The organism is Pseudoxanthobacter sp., from assembly GCF_036822375.1.
In the GTDB taxonomy this organism is placed as follows: domain Bacteria; phylum Pseudomonadota; class Alphaproteobacteria; order Rhizobiales; family Segnochrobactraceae; genus Pseudoxanthobacter.
In genome coordinates this window covers 17,832-36,621 of the sequence record NZ_DAISHT010000016.1, presented here as the reverse complement: position 1 = coordinate 36,621, position 18,790 = coordinate 17,832, and the positions used below count along the sequence as shown (strand labels likewise).

The following is an 18,790-nucleotide window of genomic DNA, read 5'->3' as shown; positions in this document are numbered from 1 at the left end:
GTGGCGTCGAGGGTGACCGGCTTGGTCACGCCGTGCAGCGTCAGGTCGCCGGTGATGGTGCCGGTGGTCTTGCCGGTGACGGTGATCTTGGTCGCCTTGAAGGTGGCGGTCGGGAACTTCGCGGCGTTGAAGAAGTCTTCCGACTTCAGGTGCTCGTTGAGCTTCGGATTGGTGGTCTCGACGCTGTTCATGTCGATGGTCACGGCCAGCGTGCTCTTCGCCGGGTCCTTGGCGTCGAAGTTCAGCTTGGCGTCGAAGTCCTTGAACAGACCATAATAGGTCGAGAAGCCGAAGTGGCTGGTCGAGAAGATGATCTTGGCGTGGCTCTTGTCCAGCGTGAACTCGCCGCTCTTGATCTCGGTCAGGTTCGTGGACGGGCCGGCGGCGAGCGCCGGGCCGGCGAGCGGGGCAAGCGCCAGAGCGGCGGCAAGGAACAGAGCGGAGCGCTTCATCATTTTCTTCGCTATCCTGAAAGAAGTCCGGCTGGCAGGCGAGGCGGGCCGGGGGAGCCGGACGAGGGAAAAAGGGACTGCGACAGGCCGCCGCGTTTCCGGCGCGACATTCAGGCCTGAGCGATGACGGGAAGGTAGCAACGGACCTGCACCTGCAACAATGCCCCCCATTCTCACAAGATAGTATCCGCAGCGTTGACGATCAGGTCGCAACTCTGTCGTATTTGCATGAAACTCCGAGGCTGCGCGGCAAAATCTGTCGCCCACGTTGCCGGGCGAGGGGCCATGCAGCCGGGCCGCGCGTCACGGTTCGTGAACCGTGTTTGCGGGCGGGCCGATCACGGCCATGGCGCGCGGGGGGCAATCGGTGGCACGATGCCTGTCCGTCATCGCCGGTTCCGGCCGTCGCCCGCGCCGGGCGGTCGCCGGTGGCCGGCCGTTTCCGAGACAAGCCGGGTTCCGAGCCAGATGTCGCAACAAGCCTCCCTCGTGCGCTGGACGATCCGCACCCGCATCGTCGCCAGTTTCGCCGTCATTCTCGTCATCATGGGAATGATGGGTATCGTCACGTCCTCGCTGTTCTCGCGCATGGATCAGGAGGCCGTTTCCATCCGCGACGATACCATGCCGGGCCTGCTGGATTCCGCCAAGGCAACGCGGCTGTGGCTTCTGACCTATGCGCTGCTTGAGCAGCGCATCAGCCTGCCGCCGTCCACCCGCGCCGATGCGCTGGAAGCGGCCATGCGCGCGGCGCGGGCCGACCTGAAGGCCAATTTCGACGGCTACGCGGTGACCATCCACGAGGATGCCGACCGCACGATCTTCAATCGCGTGCAGGCGGCATCGGAGGCGTATTTCCGCTCGTTCGACCGGGTTCTGGCGCTGGTTGCCGCCGGCGACACCGCCGGCGCGCGGGCCGAGCGCAACGGGCCGCTGCAGGCGGCCTTTGCCGCCTCGCTCGACGACATGAACGAACTCATCGATTATAACCGCAGCGCTCTGGAAGCATCCGTCCGCCTGATCGCCGCCGATACCACGCGGGCCGGCAACACCACGCTCGCCGCCATTCTGGCGGCGGTGGTGGCAGCCTGCGTCAGCGGCGTGCTGCTGTTCCGGTCCATCGTGCGGCCGCTGCGCGCCCTGACGGGCACTATGGAGGCGATCGGCCGCGGCGATCTCAGTGCGCGCCTCAATCTCGGCCGCAACGACGAGTTCGGGCAGATCGCCGGTGGTTTCAATCACATGGCCGGCGAGATCTCCGGGCTGATCGGGCAGGTGCAGCGCTCGGGCATCGTGGTCAACACCTCCATCACCGAGATCGCGGCCACCGCCCGTCAGCAGCAGGCCACCGCCAGCGAGATGGCGGCGATCACCACCGAGATCGGCTCCACCTCCAAGGAGATCGCCGCAACGGCGAGCGATCTGGTGCGCACCATGGCCGAGGTCTCCTCGGTTGCCGAACACACCGCCGGGCTGGCCGGCGAGGGGCAGGCGGGCCTCGGCCGCATGGAAGGCAGCATGCACGCGGTGATGGCGGCGACCGGCACCATCAACACCCGCCTTGCGGTGCTGAACGACAAGGCGACCACCATCAATCAGGTGGTGACGACCATCACCCGCGTGGCAGACCAGACCAATCTGCTCTCTCTCAACGCGGCCATCGAGGCGGAGAAGGCCGGGGACTACGGCCGCGGGTTCTCGGTGGTGGCGACGGAAATCCGCCGCCTCGCCGACCAGACCGCAGTCGCCACCTACGATATCGAGCAGATGGTCAAGGAGATGCAGTCCGCGGTTTCCGCCTCCGTCATGGGCATGGACAAGTTCTCCGAGGAAGTCCGCCGCGGCATTCAGGAGGTGGAGGTCGTGGGCGGCCAGCTCTCCGAGATCATCCGTCAGGTGCAGACGCTGGTGCCGCGCTTCGAGACGGTGAACGAGGGCGTGCAGGCGCAGGCCACCGGGGCGGAGCAGATCTCTCAGGCGCTGGTGCAGCTCAGCGACACCGCGCACCAGACGCTCGATTCGCTGCGCCAGTCGAGCCAGGCCATCGACGAACTCAGTCAGGTCGCGCTCGACCTGCGCAACGGCATCGCCCGCTTCAAGCTGGAAATGTGACGCCGGGCGGTGCGCAGACCGGTGCGGAGGCTTCATGCTGCTGTTTCTGTTCCGCTTTGACGAGGATCGCTTCGCCGTTGCCGCCGACCGGGTGGAAGCGGTGCTGCCGCTCGTCGAGATCGGACGGGCAGCGGGCCTTCCGGCCGGCGTCGCCGGCGTCATCAACTGGCGCGGGGCGCCGGTGCCGGTCGTCGATCTGGTGGCCGTCCTCGCCGGGCGGCCGGCGCAGGCCGCGATGAGCACGCGGCTGCTCGTCTGTCCGCTGCCGCTCGCCGGCGGGCGTTGCGTGCCGCTGGCGCTGATGGTGGAAAACGCCACCGGCCTCGTCCGCCGGCCGCGGACCGATTTCGTCGCCTCCGGCATCCGCGCCGACGGCACGCCCTATCTCGGGCCCGTCGCCCCGGATGCGGAGGGCGTGGTGCAGCTGGTCGATCCGGTGCTGCTGCTGCCGCAGGCGGTGCTGGCAACGCTTTATGACGGGCTCGCCGTCGCGGGGGCGGCATCGTGAGCGCGGCCTCCGCCCCCCCGGGGCTCAGGAGCGAGCCGTCGCTCGCCTCTGCGGCGCTGTTCGTGGGCCTGCTCCGGCAGGCCATCGGCGTCGATGTCTCCACCATCGGAGCGGCGTCGGTGGAACGGGCGGTGCGCGCCCGCATGGCGGCGTGCGGTCTCGACGAGGCCGGCTACTGGCTGCGCGTCAATGCCGACGCCTCCGAGGCACAGGCGCTGATCGACGAGGTGGTGGTTACGGAGACGTGGTTCTTCCGCGATGCCGCCGCCTTTGCCAGTGCCATCGCCTTCGGCCGCGGCGTGCTGGCCGGGCGGGGGCCGGGCGGCGTGCTGCGGCTGTTGTCGCTGCCGTGCGCAACCGGCGAAGAGGCCTATTCCATGGCGATGGCGCTGGTGGATGCCGGCCTGTCGCCGGCTTCGTTCTCCATCACCGCCATTGATGTCAGCCGGCGGGCGCTGGCGGTGGCGCGCGCCGGGCTCTATGGCCGGCATGCCTTCCGCGCCCGCGATCTGGGGTTCCGGGACCGCTATTTCGGGCCGCATGAGGGCCGCTACCGTCTTTCGGAGGATATCCGCCGCCTTGTGACCTTCGAGGCGGGCAACCTGATGGATCCGCGGCTGCTGGCCGGGGCGGCGCCCTTCGACATCATCTTCTGCCGCAACGTTCTGATCTATCTGGACGATCCGACACGGCAATGGGTCGTGGCGCTGCTTGAGCGGCTGCTGGCGCCGGGCGGGCAGCTCTATGTCGGGCCGTCGGAGGCCAGCGGCTTTGCCCGCTTCGGCTTCGTGCCGCTGCCGGACCGCATGACATTCGGCCTGCGCCGCGCCCCGGCCCCCGGGGCGGAACCGGCCCCGCCGCCGGCGCGGCCGTCTGCCCCGCGCCGCGCGGCGCCGGCCCCGGCTGCGCCGGCCCCCGCCCCGCGTCCGTTCGCCGCCGTGCGCGACCGCCCGCCGGCGACCCCGCCGCAGGCACCGCCGGCCGGCGACGGCGGGGCTGACGGCGGGGCGCTTGCCGCTGCCGCGCGGCTGGCCGATCAGGGCCGGCTCGACGAGGCGGCGGTGCTCTGCGAGGGCCTGCTGGCCGGCGGCGGCGCGGATGCGGAGGCCTGCTATCTGCTCGGCCTCATCAGCGAGGCCCGCGGCGACACCGTCTCGGCAACGGGCCATTATCGCCGCGCGCTCTATCTTGAGCCCGACCACCGCGAGACGCTGGCGCATCTGGCGCTGCTGCTGCGCGCGGCCGGCGATGCGGAGGGCGCCGCGCGCATGGCCGGCCGGCTGCAGCGGCTTGAGGAAAAGGCGCGGAGGGCATGAGCATGGCCGAGGATATGCCGGCAACCGCCGCTGCCGTCGTGGTGGACGATTGCTGGAACCGCACCGGCACGTTCGGCGACCGCACCTGCGCGCGGCTGGCGGCGGTGGAGACCTGCGGTCGCTGTCCGGTGCGCGCGGATGCGGCGGAGCGGCTGTTCGCCCGCCCGCCGGCGCCGGGCTGGCTGGCCGAGAACACGGCCATCGTCGCGGCGCCGCTTGCCGCGGCTGCGGGCGCGCTCCGGTCGGCCATGGTGTTTCGCTGCGGTGGCGAGTGGTTCGCGCTCGAAACCCGGCTGTTCGACGAAATCGCGCCGGCCGGCCCGGTGCACACGCTGCCGCACCGGCGCGGCGGTGCGCTGAGCGGCCTCACCGTCGTGCGCGGCCAGTTGCTGCTGTGCCTGTCGCTCGCCCGCCTGCTGGGACTGGCTGCCGCGCCGGCGGCCACCGGCGAGCGCCACGGCGTGGTGCAGCTTGGCGGCGGGCCGGTGGCGCTGGTGCTGGAGGAAGTGGCGGGAACGCTGCGCTACGATCCCGCCCGCCTGACGGCGCGCCCGGCCACCCTGCCGCAGGCGGCCGCCGCGCTGACCGCCGGCCTGCTGCCTTGGCGCGACCGCATGGCCGCCCTCATCGACCCGCCGCTGCTGCGGGCGGCCGTCGAACGCATGTTGTGAGGGGGAGGGCGCTGCATCCATGACCACACGCGACCTCAGCCAGCTTTCGATGGCCGAACTGTTCCGCCTGGAGGCGGAAGGCCAGTGCGCGACCATGGTCGACGGACTGCTGGTGCTGGAGCAGGCGCCGCAGGATGCCGCGGTGCTGGAAGCCTGCATGCGGGCCGCCCACTCGCTGAAGGGGGCGGCGCAGATCGTGGGTCTGCGGGCCGGCGTGCAGATGGCGCACGCGCTGGAGGACGTGTTCTCGGCCGCCCAGCACGGCCGCATCGGGCTGGATCAGGCTGCGGTCGATCTGCTGTTGCGCGGCGTGGACCTGCTGAGCGGGCTGGCGAACCTGCCGGAAGAGGACTACGCCGCCACCAGTGCCGCCTCGCGGCCGGATATGGCGGGCCTTCTGGCCGATCTGACCGCGGTGCTGACGGGCGCTGCCCCGGCGACACCGGCCCCGGTCCCGGCCGCCGCCGCTCCGGTCGTCGCGCCGGCGCCGGCCCCGGCCCCGGTCGCCGTGGCCGCCCCGCCGCTGCCGCCTGCGGCCGCGCCCGCCCCGCCGCCCGTGACGGCGGCGGCTGCCGCCCGCCCGGCCGCGCCGGCCGGAGAGGCGGAGGGCCGGGTGATGCGGGTCGGTGCCGACGATCTCGACCGTCTCGTCGGGCTGGCCGGCGAGGGGTTGACGGCGACGCGCCGTCTGCGGCCGCTGGCGGAAACGGTGTCCCGCCTGCTCCGCCTGCAGGGAACGCTCGCGCGGGCGGCAGAGACCCTTTCCGCCCACCCCTTCGGGAACGGAGAAGGGCAGGCCGCGGCCGAAATCGCGCTTGGCGAGGTGCTGCACGGCCTGGCCACCAGTCGCGAGACCGCGGCCGCGCTGCTGGCGGATCTGGAGGCCTTCGAGCGGGCCGGCATCGACCATGCCGGCCGCCTGCACGAGGCGGTGCTGGATGTGCGCATGCGGCCGTTTGCCGAGGGCGTGCAGGCCTTTCCGCGCGCCGTGCGCGATCTGGCGCGCGCGCTTGACAAGGAAATCCGCCTTGAGGTGTCGGGCGCCGGCACCCGCGTCGACCGCGATGTGCTGGAACAGCTCGAAGCCCCGCTCGGGCATCTCGTGCGCAACGCCGCCGACCATGGCATCGAGCGGCCGGAGGTGCGGCTGGCGGCCGGCAAGCCGGCGGCGGGGCGCATCGTGCTGGAGGCCAGCCACGGCGCCGGCATGCTGCACGTGGTGGTGAGCGACGACGGCGCGGGCATCGATCTGGAGCGCCTGCGCCGCCTTGTGGTCGCCCGCGGATTCGTGCAGCCGGATGTCGCCGGGCGCCTCAGCGAGGCGGAACTGCTCGATTTTCTGTTTCTGCCCGGCTTCTCGATGCGCGATGCGGTGACGGAAGTCTCCGGCCGGGGCGTGGGGCTCGATGCGGTGCAGACCATGCTGCGGGCGGTGCGCGGCCGGGTGCGGGTCAGGTCTGTCGTCGGGCAGGGCACGCGCTTCCACCTGCAACTGCCGCTGACGCTGTCGGTGATGCGCGCGCTCATCGTGAAGATCGGCCACGAGCCCTATGCCCTGCCGATCGCGGCGCTGGCGCGGGTGCTGCGGGTGGCGCGCAGTGCCATCAGCGAAACCGAGGGGCGCCAGCACTTCGATCTCGACGGCTGCCGCGTCGGCCTCGTGTCGGCCCGCCAGATCTTCGGGATGGAGCAGGCGGCCGGCGAGGACGATGAACTGCCGGTGGCGGTGATGGGCGAGGCGCCGGAGCTTTACGGTCTGGTGGTGGACGGCCTCGAAGGCGAGCGGGAGGTCGTGGTGCGCCGTCTCGACAGCCGCCTCGGCAAGGTGCCGAACGTTGCCGCCGGCACCGTGCTCGACGACGGCATGCCGGCGCTCATTCTCGATGCGGCCGATCTTTTGCGGGCCATGGAGCGGCTTGCGACCAGCGGGCAGGTGCATCGCATCGCCGCCGAGCGGGCCGGCGGCCCTGCCGCGCGGCGCAAGCGCATTCTGGTGGTGGACGATTCGCTCACCGTGCGCGAACTGGAGCGCAAGCTGCTCGATCAGCAGGGATATGAGGTGGTCGTTGCTGTCGACGGCATGGATGGCTGGCACGCGGTGCGCGCCGCGCCGTTCGACCTTGTCGTGTCCGATATCGACATGCCGCGCATGGACGGCATCGAACTGGTGCGGCTGATCCGCGGCGACGCCGCTCTGAAGGCATTGCCGGTTCTGATCGTTTCGTACAAGGATCGCGAGGAGGATCGTCGCCGCGGTCTCGATGCCGGTGCGGACTACTACCTTGCGAAAGGCAGTTTCCATGACGAAGCGCTGGTGGCAGCCGTGTTCGACCTGATAGGCGCACCGACATGAGGATCGCCATCGTCAACGACAGTGCCATGGCCGTCGAGGCGCTGCGGCGCACGCTGGCGCTTGAGCCGCGCCACAGCATCGCCTGGGTGGCGGCCAACGGGCTGCAGGCCGTGGAATCGGCCAGCCGCGACCGGCCCGACCTCGTGCTCATGGATCTGATCATGCCCGTCATGGACGGGGTTGAGGCGACCCGCCGCATCATGGCCGACAGCCCGTGCGCGATCCTGATCGTGACGGTGAGCCGGGAAGCCAATCTGGCCCGCGTGTTCGAGGCCATGGGCCACGGTGCGCTCGACGTGATCGAGACGCCGATGCTGGGCGGCGATCAGGCTCAGAACGGCATTCAGAGCCTGCTCGGCAAGATCGCCACCATCGAACGGCTGGTCGGCGTGCGCGAGGCCCTGCGACCGGCGCCGGCGGCCGGGCCCGGCCCGGGCGAGGCCTGCCCGCGGCTGGTCGTCATCGGCGCCTCGGCCGGCGGGCCGGCGGCACTTGCCTCGCTGGTGGCCGCCCTGCCGCGCGGTCTGCCGGCGGGCATCGTGATCGTGCAGCATGTCGACGAACGGTTCGTGCCCGGCATGGTGGAATGGCTCGGCCGCGTCAGCCCGCTGCCGGTGGAAGTGGCCGAGGACGGCATGGCCATCCTGCCCGGCCGCATCCGCATGGCCGGGCGCAGCCGGCATCTGGTGCTCACGGCCGAGGGCCGGCTGGCCTACGTTGACGAGCCGCGGGGCGGGGCCTATCACCCCTCCATCGACGTGTTCTTCGAGAGCGTGGTGCAGCACTGGCACGGCGAAGTGGTCGGCGTGCTGCTGACCGGCATGGGCAGCGACGGCGCAGTCGGGCTGCGGAGCATCCGGCAGGCCGGGAACTTGACGATCGCGCAGGACAAGGATAGCTCCGCCGTCTATGGTATGCCGAAGGCGGCAGTCGCGCTGGGCGCTGTCGCGGAGGTTCTTCCGCTGTCGGGAATCGCGCCCCGGCTCGTGCGCATCCTGTCCGGGCGGGACCGCGTGAAATGCGCTGCGAATCCGGGTTCCGGCCCGGCGGTGACGGGTGCCGCTCGCAAGACTCAGGGCTCGCAAGACTCATGACATTCTACGATAGCGCTGGGTCCGGTTCGGGACTGTCGGTCGGCGGCGAGCGTGTGATGGTGCTGCTGGTGGACGATCAGGTGATGGTCGGCGAAGCTATCCGCCGTGCGCTGGCGGCCGATCCCGGCATCGATTTCCATTATTGCTCCGATCCCGCCAGCGCGGTGGAGACCGTCAAGGAGCTGCGCCCCAGCGTCATCCTGCAGGATCTGGTGATGCCGGGCATGGACGGGCTGGAGCTGGTGCGCGCCTACCGCCGCGAACCGGGAATTTCGACGATCCCGATCATCGTGCTGTCCACGAAGGAAGATTCCGGCGTCAAGCGCGATGCCTTTCAGGCCGGTGCCAACGATTATCTGGTGAAGCTGCCCGACGAGGTCGAACTGATCGCGCGGCTGCATTATCACTCGCGCGCCTATCAGCTGCAGCTGCAGCGCGACGCCGCCTATCGCGCCCTGCAGGAGAGCCAGCGCCAGCTTCTGGAAACCAATCTGGAACTGCAGCGCCTGACCAACGTGGACGGCCTGACCGGGCTCTCCAACCGGCGCTATTTCAGCCAGTACATCGAAGCGGAATGGCGGCGCTCGATCCGCACCGGCGACTCGATGGCCGTGCTGATGATCGATGTCGATTTCTTCAAGCTCTATAACGACAATTGCGGCCATCTGGCCGGCGACGACGTGCTGAAGCGGATTGCCGGCGTCATTCAGGAAAACTGCCGCCGCTCGTCCGATCTCGGCGCGCGCTTCGGCGGCGAGGAATTCGTGATGGTGCTGGCTGCGACCGCGCTCGACGGCGCCGCCGTGGTGGCCGACCGCGTGCGTGCGCGGGTGGCGGCGCTGCGGATGCCCCATCCGGCAACGCCGGGCGGGGTCATCACCGTTTCCATCGGCGTTGCCGCCACCTGGCCGAAGGCGGGGGATTCGTTCTTCGCGCTGATCGATGCGGCCGACCGGGCGCTCTACGATGCCAAGCGCGGCGGCCGCGACCGCGTGGTGCAGGCCGCCGCCTGAGGCGGCTGGCGGCCCGCCGGCGCCTCAGGCGCGCGGAAAGCGGTTCCACGCATCGAGGCTGGCGATCTTGTAGGCTTCCGCCAGCGTCGGATAATTGAAGGTGTTCTCGATGAAATAGTCGATGGTGCCCTTCAGGTTCAGCACCGCCTGACCGATGTGGATCAGCTCCGTCGCCCCTTCGCCGATGATGTGGACGCCGAGCAGCCGCCGCGACTTCGTCGAGAAGATCATTTTCATCATGCCGCTGTCGAGGCCCATGATGTGGCCGCGCGAGGTCTCGCGGAAGCGCGCGATGCCGCATTCGTAGGGAATGCCGCGCTGCTGCACTTCCTCTTCCGTCATGCCGACGGTGGAAATCTCCGGCACCGAATAGATGCCATAGGGGAAGAACTCCGGCGGCGGCGGCGGCTCCAGCCCGAAGGCGTGGCAGGCGGCGAGGCGGCCCTGTTCCATCGAGGTGGACGCGAGGCTCGGGAAGCCGATGACATCGCCGGCGGCGTAGATGTGCGGCACGGCGGTCTGCAGCGTCTTGGCATCCACTGCAACGCGGCCGCGCTCGTCGGCGGCAAGGCCGGCGGCCGGCAGATTGAGCTGGTCGGTACAGCCGACGCGCCCGGCGGCGAACAGCAGCATTTCGCTGGTGACCGAGCGGCCGTTGGCCAGATGCACCGTCGGCCCGTGCGGCCCCTGCTCGATGGCGGTGATAGCCGAGCCGATCCGCAGGCCGACCCCGCGGTCGCGCATCTCGTGGATGAATTCCTGCACCAGCTCCTTGTCGAGAAAATCGAGGAACGAGGCGCGCGGCTCCACCAGCGTGACCGCCACGTCGAGGGCGCTGTAGATCGAGGCATATTCGACGCCGATGACGCCGGCGCCGATCACCGTCAGGCTGCGCGGCAGGTGCGGCAGCTCGATGATCTCGTCGCTGTCGAACACCCGCGTGCCGTCGAAGGGCACATAGTCGGGCCGCAGCGGCCGGGTGCCGACGGCGATGAGGATGAAGGCGGCGGTGACGGAGCGCGTCTCTCCGGCATCGTCGGTGATTTCGACGGTGTGGGGGCCGGTGAAGCGGGCGGAGCCGCGGGCGGTCTTGACCGCGTTGCGGCTGAACTGGTGTTCGAGCACCTCCACCTCGTGGTCGAGCGTCTTGTGCAGACGCACGATCAGGTCTTCGGCACCGATGTTCTGCTTGACCCGGTAGGAGCGGCCGTAGAATGCCCGCTCGCGCCAGCCGGAAAGGTTCAGCACCGTTTCGCGCAGCGTCTTGGAGGGGATGGTGCCGGTGTGGACCGAGACGCCGCCCACCCTGCGGCCGCGTTCCACCACCAGAACCCGCTTGCCGATCTTGGCCGCCTGAATGGCGGCCCGGCGACCCGATGGGCCGCTGCCGATGACGACGAAGTCGAAATCGAACATGAACGGATCTCTTTCCGACATTGGTGCGTTAACGTTGGGCGCGCTGACGCTGGGGGCGTCAACGGTGAGCCCGTTGAGCCGGGCCGGCGCCGTGCGGCCCCGCCGGGGAAAAGGATAAAGGCAGGCAGCCATTGCCCCGGTGCGGCGAGCCGGACCGGCGCCGGGGCAATGGCTGAGGATCATGCGGTGCAGCATCGCGGACTTTGGGCGCCAAAGGAAAGCCGCCGCATCGCCGCACCCGGCGGATCGGTCGATAATCCATTGCTGTCAATGTTTTATGACATTTGCGACAGCCCACGGCCGCATCGTGTCCGGCGCCGGCCGGTCTTAGGGCCCGAACACGGACCACCCCATGGCCCGGGTCAGGCGCTCCATGGCCAGCGCGCCGAGTTGGGAGTTGCCAACGGCGTTAAGTCCCGGAGACCAAACGGCAATCGAAGCCTTACCCGGCACCACGCCGAGAATGCCGCCGCCGACGCCGCTCTTGGCGGGAATGCCGACATGGTAGGCGAAGTCGCCCGAACCGTCATAATGGCCGCAGGTCAGCATGACGGCGTTGATGCGCTTGGCGCGCTCCGGCGAGACGACGCGGAAGCCGGTGCCGGGGTTGCGCCCGCCGGTGGCCAGAAAGCGGCCGGCCAGCGCCAGCTGCCGGCAGCTCATGGCAATGGCGCACTGGTGAAAATAGACCCCCAGCGTCCGTTCCGGCTCGTGATTGAGATTGCCGAAGGATTTCATGTAGTTGGCAAGAGCGACATTGCGGTAGCCGGTCAGCGTTTCCGACCGCGCCACGGCCTTGTCGATGATGATGCTGTCATCCTCGGCCAGAAAGCGCAGGAAGTGCAGGATGGCGCCGATGGCCTCGCGGGGCTCGTGGCCGGACAGCACGACATCCGTCACCACGATGGCGCCGGCATTGATGAAGGGATTGCGCGGAATACCATCCTCGCGCTCAAGCTGCACGATGGAGTTGAACGCGTTGCCGGAAGGCTCGCGTCCGACGCGGCGCCACAGCCCGTCGCCGATGCGGCCGAGCGCCATGGTGAGGGTGAATACCTTGGAGATGCTCTGGATGGAGAACGTCTCTTCCGCGTCGCCGGCGCAGTGCATGGCGCCGTCGCCGGTGACGACGGCGATGCCGAAGCGGGCCGGGTCGACGCCGGCAAGCTGGGGGATGTAATCGGCGACACGGCCGCGGTCCTCGGCGCGGCGCATGGCGTCGGTGATCTCTTCGAGCACGTCCTGCAGAATGGGCACGTCACTCGCCTCCCTCTGTCGTGCCGGCGGCGGTTGTGCGATCCGGATCAAGGCCGGGCCGCGGCGGGCCGGATATGCTATCTGCCGTTTGCGCCAGTGATGCCACCGAAAGTGGCGGGCGATCAATTGCAGCCTCGCGCCCGCCGGCGCGTCGCAGCCACGCAGAACGGGAGCAGTGCGGTAATGAGCGAGACGGCCTCTTCGGACGAGACCCCGCAGGGCGCGACGCCCTATGAGCTCATCGGCGGCGATGCCGGGGTGCGGCGGCTGACGCGGCGGTTCTATGAGCTGATGGACGCGCTGCCGGAGGCGGCCCACTGCCGCGCGATCCATCCGGAATCGATGGCCGGGGCCGAGCAGAAGCTCTACGAGTTCCTGTCCGGCTGGCTTGGCGGCCCGCCGCTGTTCATCGAGCGCCACGGCCACCCGATGCTGCGCCGCCGCCACCTGCCGGCACCGATCGGGCCGAAGGAGCGCGATGGCTGGATGCTCTGCTTCCGCCGCGCGCTGGTGGAGCAGGTGGAAGACGAGGGGCTGCGCGGGTTCATTCTGGAGCGCGTGGAGGCTCTGGCCCGTCACATGCAGAACCGCGCCTTCTCGCCCGAGTTGCCGGCCGGCGCGCCGGCGGCGGACGGCGGTGTTGCAGGCGGCGGTGTTGCGGACGGCGGTTCTCGCCACCGCCATCGCGGCGGTGCTTAACCGGGCGTTTACCAGTCTGCCCGGCAGATGAACCAAACCGGGCGCGATGCCGGATTATGGCCATCGGCCGGCTGTTGAATGCGCGCGGGCGCGCGGCAGGCGCCGGAACGCAGGCGGGACGATGTGGCGATGACGCGAAAGATGCGCACTCTGGTGCTGGCGGCGCTGGCGGGGCTGATGGTTGCCGGCTGCGTTTCCAGCCCGTCGGACAACCGCGGCAACCAGCCGATTCCGCCGAAGCTCGTGGCCTCGATGAACGCAAAGGGCATGACGCCGGCCGATCCGGTGTTCGTGCGCATCTACAAGCAGGAAAGCGAGCTTGAGGTGTGGAAGCGGGATACGTCCGGCCGCTATGCCCTGCTCAAGACCTATCCGATCTGCCGCTGGTCGGGCCAGCTGGGGCCGAAGAAGCAGGCTGGCGACCGGCAGGCGCCGGAAGGGTTCTACACCGTCACCGGGCGTCAGCTTAACCCCAGGTCGCAGTTCTATCTGTCGTTCAATCTCGGATATCCCAACAAGCTGGAAGCCGCCAAGGGCTATACCGGCGAGGCGCTGATGGTGCATGGCGCCTGTTCGTCGTCCGGCTGCTATGCCATGACCGACCAGCAGGCGGCCGAACTCTATGCCATAGCCCGCGAGGCCTTCGTGGGCGGCCAGCGTGACTTTCTGGTCGAGGCGCTGCCGTTCCGCATGACGCAGGCCAACCTCGCCCGTCACCGCGGCGATCCCAACATGCCATTCTGGATGAACCTTGCGGAAGGCGTGGCGGTGTTCGATGCCACGCGCCAGCCGCCGCGGGTCGATGCCTGCGGCGACCGCTATGTCTTCAACGCGGTACCGACGCAGCCCGGCGCGACGTTCGAGCCGCTCGCGCCGTGCCCGGCCTACACCACCGATCCGGCCACCGCGGCGGCCATTGCCGGCGTGCACCAGAAGGCGCAGCTCATCGCCACCGATGCCTCGCCGGCGCCGCTGCCCGTGGCCTATCAGGATGGCGGCATGCACGAGAGCTTCCGCCGGCTGATGCAGCAGGTGGGCTCAAAGAAGATGGCCACGCTGACTTCCGTGTCCGGCGACGTGCCGGTGAGCCGGCCGCAGGCAGCGCTCGCCGATCCCTATTCGCAGGAAGCCGGACTGGCCGCCGCCCCGCCGGCCGCAGGTCCGGTGCCGGCTGCACCGCTGCTGCCGCCGCCCGACGGCACGGCCGCGCCGGTCGCCGTCGCCCCCTGAGCCGCCCCGCGCCGGTCCGTCACAGCGGCTGACGTCCGGCGCCCGGCGCGCCGGCGACTGTCTCCCTGTGGTCCGCGACAGTCGCGGCCGGGACGAATTTGTCCTCCTTTCGGGACGAATGAGAACGCCGTTGTTGGCGGCCGCTCCCCCGTGCCCTTAAAGTGCATTTAGTCGATGGCTGAACGCGATTACAGCGACGGCCACGACATCAGCACCGGAGCAGGCGGGAATTTCAGCATGAGCCACTGTTGTCGAAGCTGTTGAAGCAGCGCTGTTTATTCGCCTGAGGCGTCGTTCCCGGTGCTGTCGGAGCCTGCGCTGCGCGCGGCCCGCACCGGTGCTGAATCTGCAAGGAAAATCCCATGAAAATGCGTTTGCGACAGGCCCTCGCGGCCGCCGCCCTGCTCGGTCTGACGGTTGCCGCCGGCCCGGCCCGCGCCGAGACGGCCACCATCGCCTATCAGACCGTCGTGGAGCCCTCCAAGGTGCCGCAGGCGCGCGGCGAATACGAGAAGGCGACCGGGGCGAAGATCGACTGGCGCAAGTTCGATTCCGGTGCCGAGGTGGTGGCCGCCATCGCCTCCGGCGCCGTCGATATCGGCTATCTCGGCTCCAGCCCGCTGGCGGCCGCCGCCAGCCGCGAGCTGCCGGTTGAGACGTTCTATATCGCCGGCCTGATCGGGGAATCGGAAGCCCTCGTAGTGCGCAACGGTGCCGGCATCCGCGGGCCGCAGGACCTGATCGGCAAGAAAGTGGCGGTGCCGTTCGTCTCCACCACCCATTACAGCCTGCTCGCGGCGCTGAAGCACTGGGGCATCGATCCGCGCAAGGTCGAGATCCTCAACCTGCGTCCGCCGGAAATCGCGGCCGCATGGGCGCGCGGCGACATCGATGCCGCTTATGTCTGGGACCCGGCACTCGGCAAGATCAAGGAGACCGGGACGGTCCTCACCACCTCCGCAGAGGTCGCGCGCTGGGGCGCTCCGACCTTCGATGCGTGGATCGTGCGCAAGGATTTCGCCAAGAAGCACCCGGCGATCGTCGAGGGCTTCACGCGGGTGACCGGCAAGGCTTATGCCGACTACCTGAAGGACCCCGCTGCCTGGGGGGCGAAGTCGCCCGAGGCGGCCGAGATCGCCCGCATCACCGGCGCCCGGCAGGACGAGGTGCCGGCGCTGCTCCGGGGCTATGAATTCCCGACCCTTGCCGGGCAGGCGAGCGCCAGTTTCCTCGGCGGCGGGGCAGCCGGCGGCACGGCAAAAGCGATTGCCGAAACGTCGGCTTTCCTGAAGGAACAGGGCAAGATCGACAGGGTGCTGCCGGACTATGCGCCCTATGTGACGCCGGTCTTCGTGGAAAAGGCGGCGGCCGGCCACTGACGGCGGCGCGAAAGGTCTGGCCATCCGGTCTGGCGTGCGGGCGCCGGGCCGGAGGGCCGAGGGGCGGGTGCGGCTTGCCGCATCCGCCCCGAACGCATGCCGCCGCCCGAACCCATATTTCCGGTGGCGGGTCCGCCCGGCCGCGCGGGGCTGCCGGCGGGTTCCTGATGTGCCTGCATCCCCCCTGAGAAGCCGCTGTAATCCGGCCGGACGCGACCGCCGCCGGGCGAGGAGCACGGATCATGACTTCATCTGCCGCTGCGCTGGTGCTGGACGACGTGTCGTTTCGCTATGGCGGGCCGGGCGCGGGGCCGGCGGTGCTGGAGCGGGTGCGCCTTGCCATCGCGCCGGGCGAGTTCGTGGTGGCCATCGGCCGGTCCGGCTGCGGCAAGACCACGCTGCTCAATCTCGCCGCCGGGTTTCTGGCGCCCACGGGCGGCCGGGTGCTGAGCGGCGGGCAGCCCGTGCGGGGGCCGGGGGCGGACCGGGCGGTGGTGTTTCAGGACGATGCCCTGCTGCCGTGGGCTTCGACGCGCGACAACGTGGCCCTGCCGCTGCGGCTGCGCGGTGTGCCGGCGGCCGCGCGCGCGGCCCGCGCCGATGCGCTGCTGGCCGAGGTCGGCCTTGCCGGGGCGGGCGACAAGCCGGTGTGGGCGCTCTCCGGCGGCATGCGCCAGCGCGTGGGGCTGGCCCGGGCGCTGGCGGCGGAGCCGAAATTTCTGCTGATGGACGAGCCGCTCGGTGCCCTCGATGCCATGACGCGGGCCCGGATGCAGAGCCTGCTGCTGAACGTGTGGGCGGCCAGCGGCACCGGCGTTCTGCTGATCACCCACGGGGTGGAGGAGGCGCTGTTTCTGGCCACACGCCTCATCGTCATGGAGCCCGGCCCGGGGCGGATCGTGCGCGAGGCGCGGTTCGATTTCGGCCGCCGCGTGCTGGCCGGCGAGCCGGCCCGCGCCGTGCGTGCGGCGCCGGATTTCATCGCGGCGCGCGAGGCCGTGCTCGACTGGGTTTTCGGCCGCGAAGAGGCCTGATCGTAACAGGAGATCGCACCATGTCATCTGCCCCGCAAACGGCTGTGGCCCTTGAGGCTGCCTGCGCGGCGCCGGCCGGCACCGGCCGGCTGGCCGGGCGAAGGCTGGTCGCGCGGCTCGGTCTCTCAGGGACCATTTCGCTGGCCGTGATCGCCGCGCTTCTCGGTCTGTGGTGGCTGGCGGCGGCGCGGGCGTGGGTGCCGCCGCTGTTCCTGCCGGCGCCGTGGGATGTGGCCGGCCGGCTGGTCAGCGTGTGGCAGCAGGGGTTTGCCGATGCCACTCTTGCCGAGCACCTCGGGGCCAGTCTGGGCCGGGTCTTCGCCGCCCTGCTGGTCGCCGTGGCGGTGGCGGTGCCGGTCGGCCTCGCCATCGGCCTCAGCCCGGTCGGGCGGGGCCTGTTCGATCCCGTCATCGAATTTCTGCGGCCGATCCCGCCGCTGGCCTATCTGCCGCTGGTGGTGATCTGGCTCGGCATCGGCGAGCCGGCCAAGGTGGTGGTGATCGCACTTGCCATGCTGGCGCCGGTCGTCATTTCCACCGCCGCCGGCGTGCGCTCGGTTTCCGCCAGCCGCATCAACGCCGCGCGGGCCTTCGGCGCCACGCGCTGGCAGGTGGCGCGCTTCGTGGTGCTGCCGGGTGCGCTGCCGGATATCCTCACCGGCATCCGCATTGCGCTCGGGGCCGGCTGGTCGACGCTGGTGGCGGCCGAACTCATCGCCGCCACCCGCGGTCTCGGCTTCATGATCCAGTCGGCGGCCAACTTCCTCGTGACCGACGTGGTGGTGATGGGCATCTTCATCATCGCCGCCGTCGCCTTTGCGCTGGAGGCGGGCCTGCGGCTTCTGCAGCGCCGGCTGGTGCCGTGGGCGGGGCGCGACTGAGCCGCTCCCGCCGCCCGGCGGGCCTCACGCACTCGCGCGGTCGAGCAGGGCCAGTGCCTCCGGCGACAGCGACAGGGCCGCGGCCCGGGCGAAGCTCTCCACCTGTGCCACGCTGGTGGCGCTGGCAATGGGCGCGGTCACACCCGGGCGGGCGATGAGCCAGGCCAGCGCCACTTCGGCCGGCCGGGCCCCCAGTTCGCCGGCCACCGTGTCCAGCGCCTTCAGGATGCCGAAGCCGCGGTCGTTCAGGTATTTCTCCACCCCGGAGCCGCGCGCCCGCCCGGCGGCATCGGCGGCGGAGCGGTATTTGCCGGAGAGGAAGCCCGAGGCGAGGCTGTAATAGGTGACCACGCCGATGCCTTCCGCCACCGCCAGATCGCGCAAGGCCCCTTCGAAGACGGCCCGCGAGGCGAGATTATATTCCGGCTGGATCACCTGATAGGCCGGCAGGCCTTCGCTGCGGGCCGCGGTCAGAGCCGCGCCGAGCAGCGCGGCGTCGTAGTTCGAGGCGCCGATGGCGCGGATCTTGCCGGCCTTCAGCAGCCGGTCATAGGCGCCGAGCGTTTCGGCGTGGGTGACCGAGGGATCGGGCCAGTGCGAGAAATAAAGGTCGATGGTCTCGATGCCGAGGCGGGCGAGCGAGGCCTCCGCGGCCTCAAGGATCCAGCGCTGCGAAAGCCCTTTCTGGCCGGGCCCGCCCAGATCGGAGCCGACCTTGGTGAAGATCGTCACCCGGTCGCGCATGCCCGGCCGGGCTTTCAGCCATTTGCCGATGATGGTCTCGGATTCGCCGCCGCTGTTGCCGGGTGCCCAGCGCGAATAGACATCCGCGGTGTCGATGGCGTTGAAGCCGTGATCGACAAAGGCGTCGAGCACGGCAAAGCTGGTGTTCTCGTCGATGGTCCAGCCGAACACGTTGCCGCCGAATACGATCGGCGCGACGGAAAGGCCGGTGGAACCGAGGGGGCGCAGGCTCATGGATGTCATCCGCTCTGACAGGGGGGAGGGGAGGCAGGACCCGCAGGGGACACCTTCCCGCGCTGTCGGGCAAGGGCGGTCAGGGGGTGTTTCCGCCGGCGTCCGGGTATGAAATACCGCGCTGAAGGCCAAGGCCACGATTTCACGTCAAGATCTCGCGTCAAGATCTTGCGCCGTCATCCTCCGATACCGGATCCGGCTGGTGCGGCGGTGCATCCTGCACGGGGCGATGCCCCGGGCCGCCTTTGCGGCCGGTGCGCCGGCACCTGCGTCGCCGCAGGCGGGACACGGGCGCGCTTCGCCCCGCCGGGAGACGGGCGCGCGGCGCCGGCGGCGCGGAAAGACGGCCGGGCGGCGGCCGCTCAGAGGCGATAGGCCGGGTCGCTCAGGTCGAGCT

15 protein-coding genes and 1 pseudogene are annotated in these 18,790 nt (G+C 70.1%); 12 read left to right on the top strand and 4 right to left on the bottom strand.

Annotated features, from left to right (window positions below):
- Positions 1-455: YceI family protein (locus V7067_RS03435; RefSeq protein ID WP_334174474.1), on the bottom strand; the 455-nt coding region annotated here is incomplete at its 3' end.
- A gap of 465 nt (positions 456-920) precedes the next feature.
- Here V7067_RS03435 and V7067_RS03430 point away from each other — a divergent pair.
- From V7067_RS03430 to V7067_RS03400, 7 genes are read left to right on the top strand one after another with little or no spacing between them, the layout of a single operon-like run.
- Positions 921-2,564, top strand: coding sequence for a methyl-accepting chemotaxis protein (locus tag V7067_RS03430; protein ID WP_334174473.1), 1,644 nt, complete (start codon positions 921-923; stop codon positions 2,562-2,564).
- A 34-nt stretch (positions 2,565-2,598) separates the two neighbouring features.
- A complete protein-coding gene (locus V7067_RS03425; protein ID WP_334174472.1) occupies positions 2,599-3,072 on the top strand; it encodes a chemotaxis protein CheW in 474 nt (157 codons plus the stop codon).
- Positions 3,069-4,388, top strand: coding sequence for a protein-glutamate O-methyltransferase CheR (locus V7067_RS03420; RefSeq protein WP_334174471.1), 1,320 nt, complete (start codon positions 3,069-3,071; stop codon positions 4,386-4,388). Before V7067_RS03425 ends, V7067_RS03420 begins: the two co-directional genes overlap by 4 nt.
- A gap of 2 nt (positions 4,389-4,390) precedes the next feature.
- Entirely contained in the window at positions 4,391-5,059 is a 669-nt protein-coding gene (locus V7067_RS03415) for a chemotaxis protein CheW (RefSeq protein ID WP_334174470.1), read from the top strand.
- Between the two features lie 19 nt (positions 5,060-5,078).
- Entirely contained in the window at positions 5,079-7,412 is a 2,334-nt protein-coding gene (locus V7067_RS03410; RefSeq protein WP_334174469.1) for a hybrid sensor histidine kinase/response regulator, read from the top strand.
- Positions 7,409-8,506, top strand: coding sequence for a chemotaxis response regulator protein-glutamate methylesterase (locus V7067_RS03405; protein WP_334174468.1), 1,098 nt, complete (start codon positions 7,409-7,411; stop codon positions 8,504-8,506). Before V7067_RS03410 ends, V7067_RS03405 begins: the two co-directional genes overlap by 4 nt.
- Positions 8,503-9,519, top strand: coding sequence for a diguanylate cyclase (locus tag V7067_RS03400; RefSeq protein WP_334174467.1), 1,017 nt, complete (start codon positions 8,503-8,505; stop codon positions 9,517-9,519). The genes V7067_RS03405 and V7067_RS03400 overlap by 4 nt, the downstream gene beginning before the upstream one ends.
- 24 nt (positions 9,520-9,543) lie before the next feature.
- On the opposite strand, the gene sthA is transcribed toward V7067_RS03400, so the two are convergent.
- Together sthA and V7067_RS03390 are read right to left on the bottom strand one after the other, a co-directional pair.
- Positions 9,544-10,935: a Si-specific NAD(P)(+) transhydrogenase gene (sthA, locus tag V7067_RS03395; protein WP_334174466.1), complete on the bottom strand. Its 1,392-nt coding sequence runs from the start codon at positions 10,933-10,935 to the stop codon at positions 9,544-9,546.
- Positions 10,936-11,262: 327 nt separating this feature from the next.
- The gene (locus V7067_RS03390; RefSeq protein ID WP_334174465.1) at positions 11,263-12,192 is read right to left on the bottom strand and encodes a glutaminase; all 930 of its coding nucleotides are present in this window, start codon (positions 12,190-12,192) and stop codon (positions 11,263-11,265) included.
- 183 nt (positions 12,193-12,375) lie between these two features.
- Here V7067_RS03390 and V7067_RS03385 point away from each other — a divergent pair.
- From V7067_RS03385 to V7067_RS03365, 5 genes and pseudogenes are all read left to right on the top strand, one after another.
- Positions 12,376-12,783, top strand: a pseudogene (locus V7067_RS03385) (group II truncated hemoglobin); the annotation flags it as partial.
- A gap of 237 nt (positions 12,784-13,020) precedes the next feature.
- Positions 13,021-14,121 carry a murein L,D-transpeptidase family protein gene (locus tag V7067_RS03380; protein ID WP_334174464.1) on the top strand — a complete coding sequence of 367 codons (1,101 nt, stop codon included), beginning with the start codon at positions 13,021-13,023 and terminating at the stop codon, positions 14,119-14,121.
- 368 nt (positions 14,122-14,489) lie between these two features.
- Positions 14,490-15,500 (top strand): taurine ABC transporter substrate-binding protein, encoded by a 1,011-nt coding sequence (gene tauA, locus V7067_RS03375; RefSeq protein ID WP_334174477.1) that lies wholly within the window; start codon positions 14,490-14,492, stop codon positions 15,498-15,500.
- Positions 15,501-15,742: 242 nt separating this feature from the next.
- Positions 15,743-16,534: an ATP-binding cassette domain-containing protein gene (locus tag V7067_RS03370; RefSeq protein ID WP_334174463.1), complete on the top strand. Its 792-nt coding sequence runs from the start codon at positions 15,743-15,745 to the stop codon at positions 16,532-16,534.
- Between the two features lie 20 nt (positions 16,535-16,554).
- Positions 16,555-17,415, top strand: a complete 861-nt coding sequence (locus V7067_RS03365) for an ABC transporter permease subunit (RefSeq protein WP_334174462.1) — start codon at positions 16,555-16,557, stop codon at positions 17,413-17,415.
- Between the two features lie 24 nt (positions 17,416-17,439).
- Here the strand turns inward: V7067_RS03365 and V7067_RS03360 are convergent, their stop codons facing one another.
- Positions 17,440-18,393 carry an aldo/keto reductase gene (locus tag V7067_RS03360; protein WP_334174461.1) on the bottom strand — a complete coding sequence of 318 codons (954 nt, stop codon included), beginning with the start codon at positions 18,391-18,393 and terminating at the stop codon, positions 17,440-17,442.
- Positions 18,394-18,790: the final 397 nt, after the last annotated feature.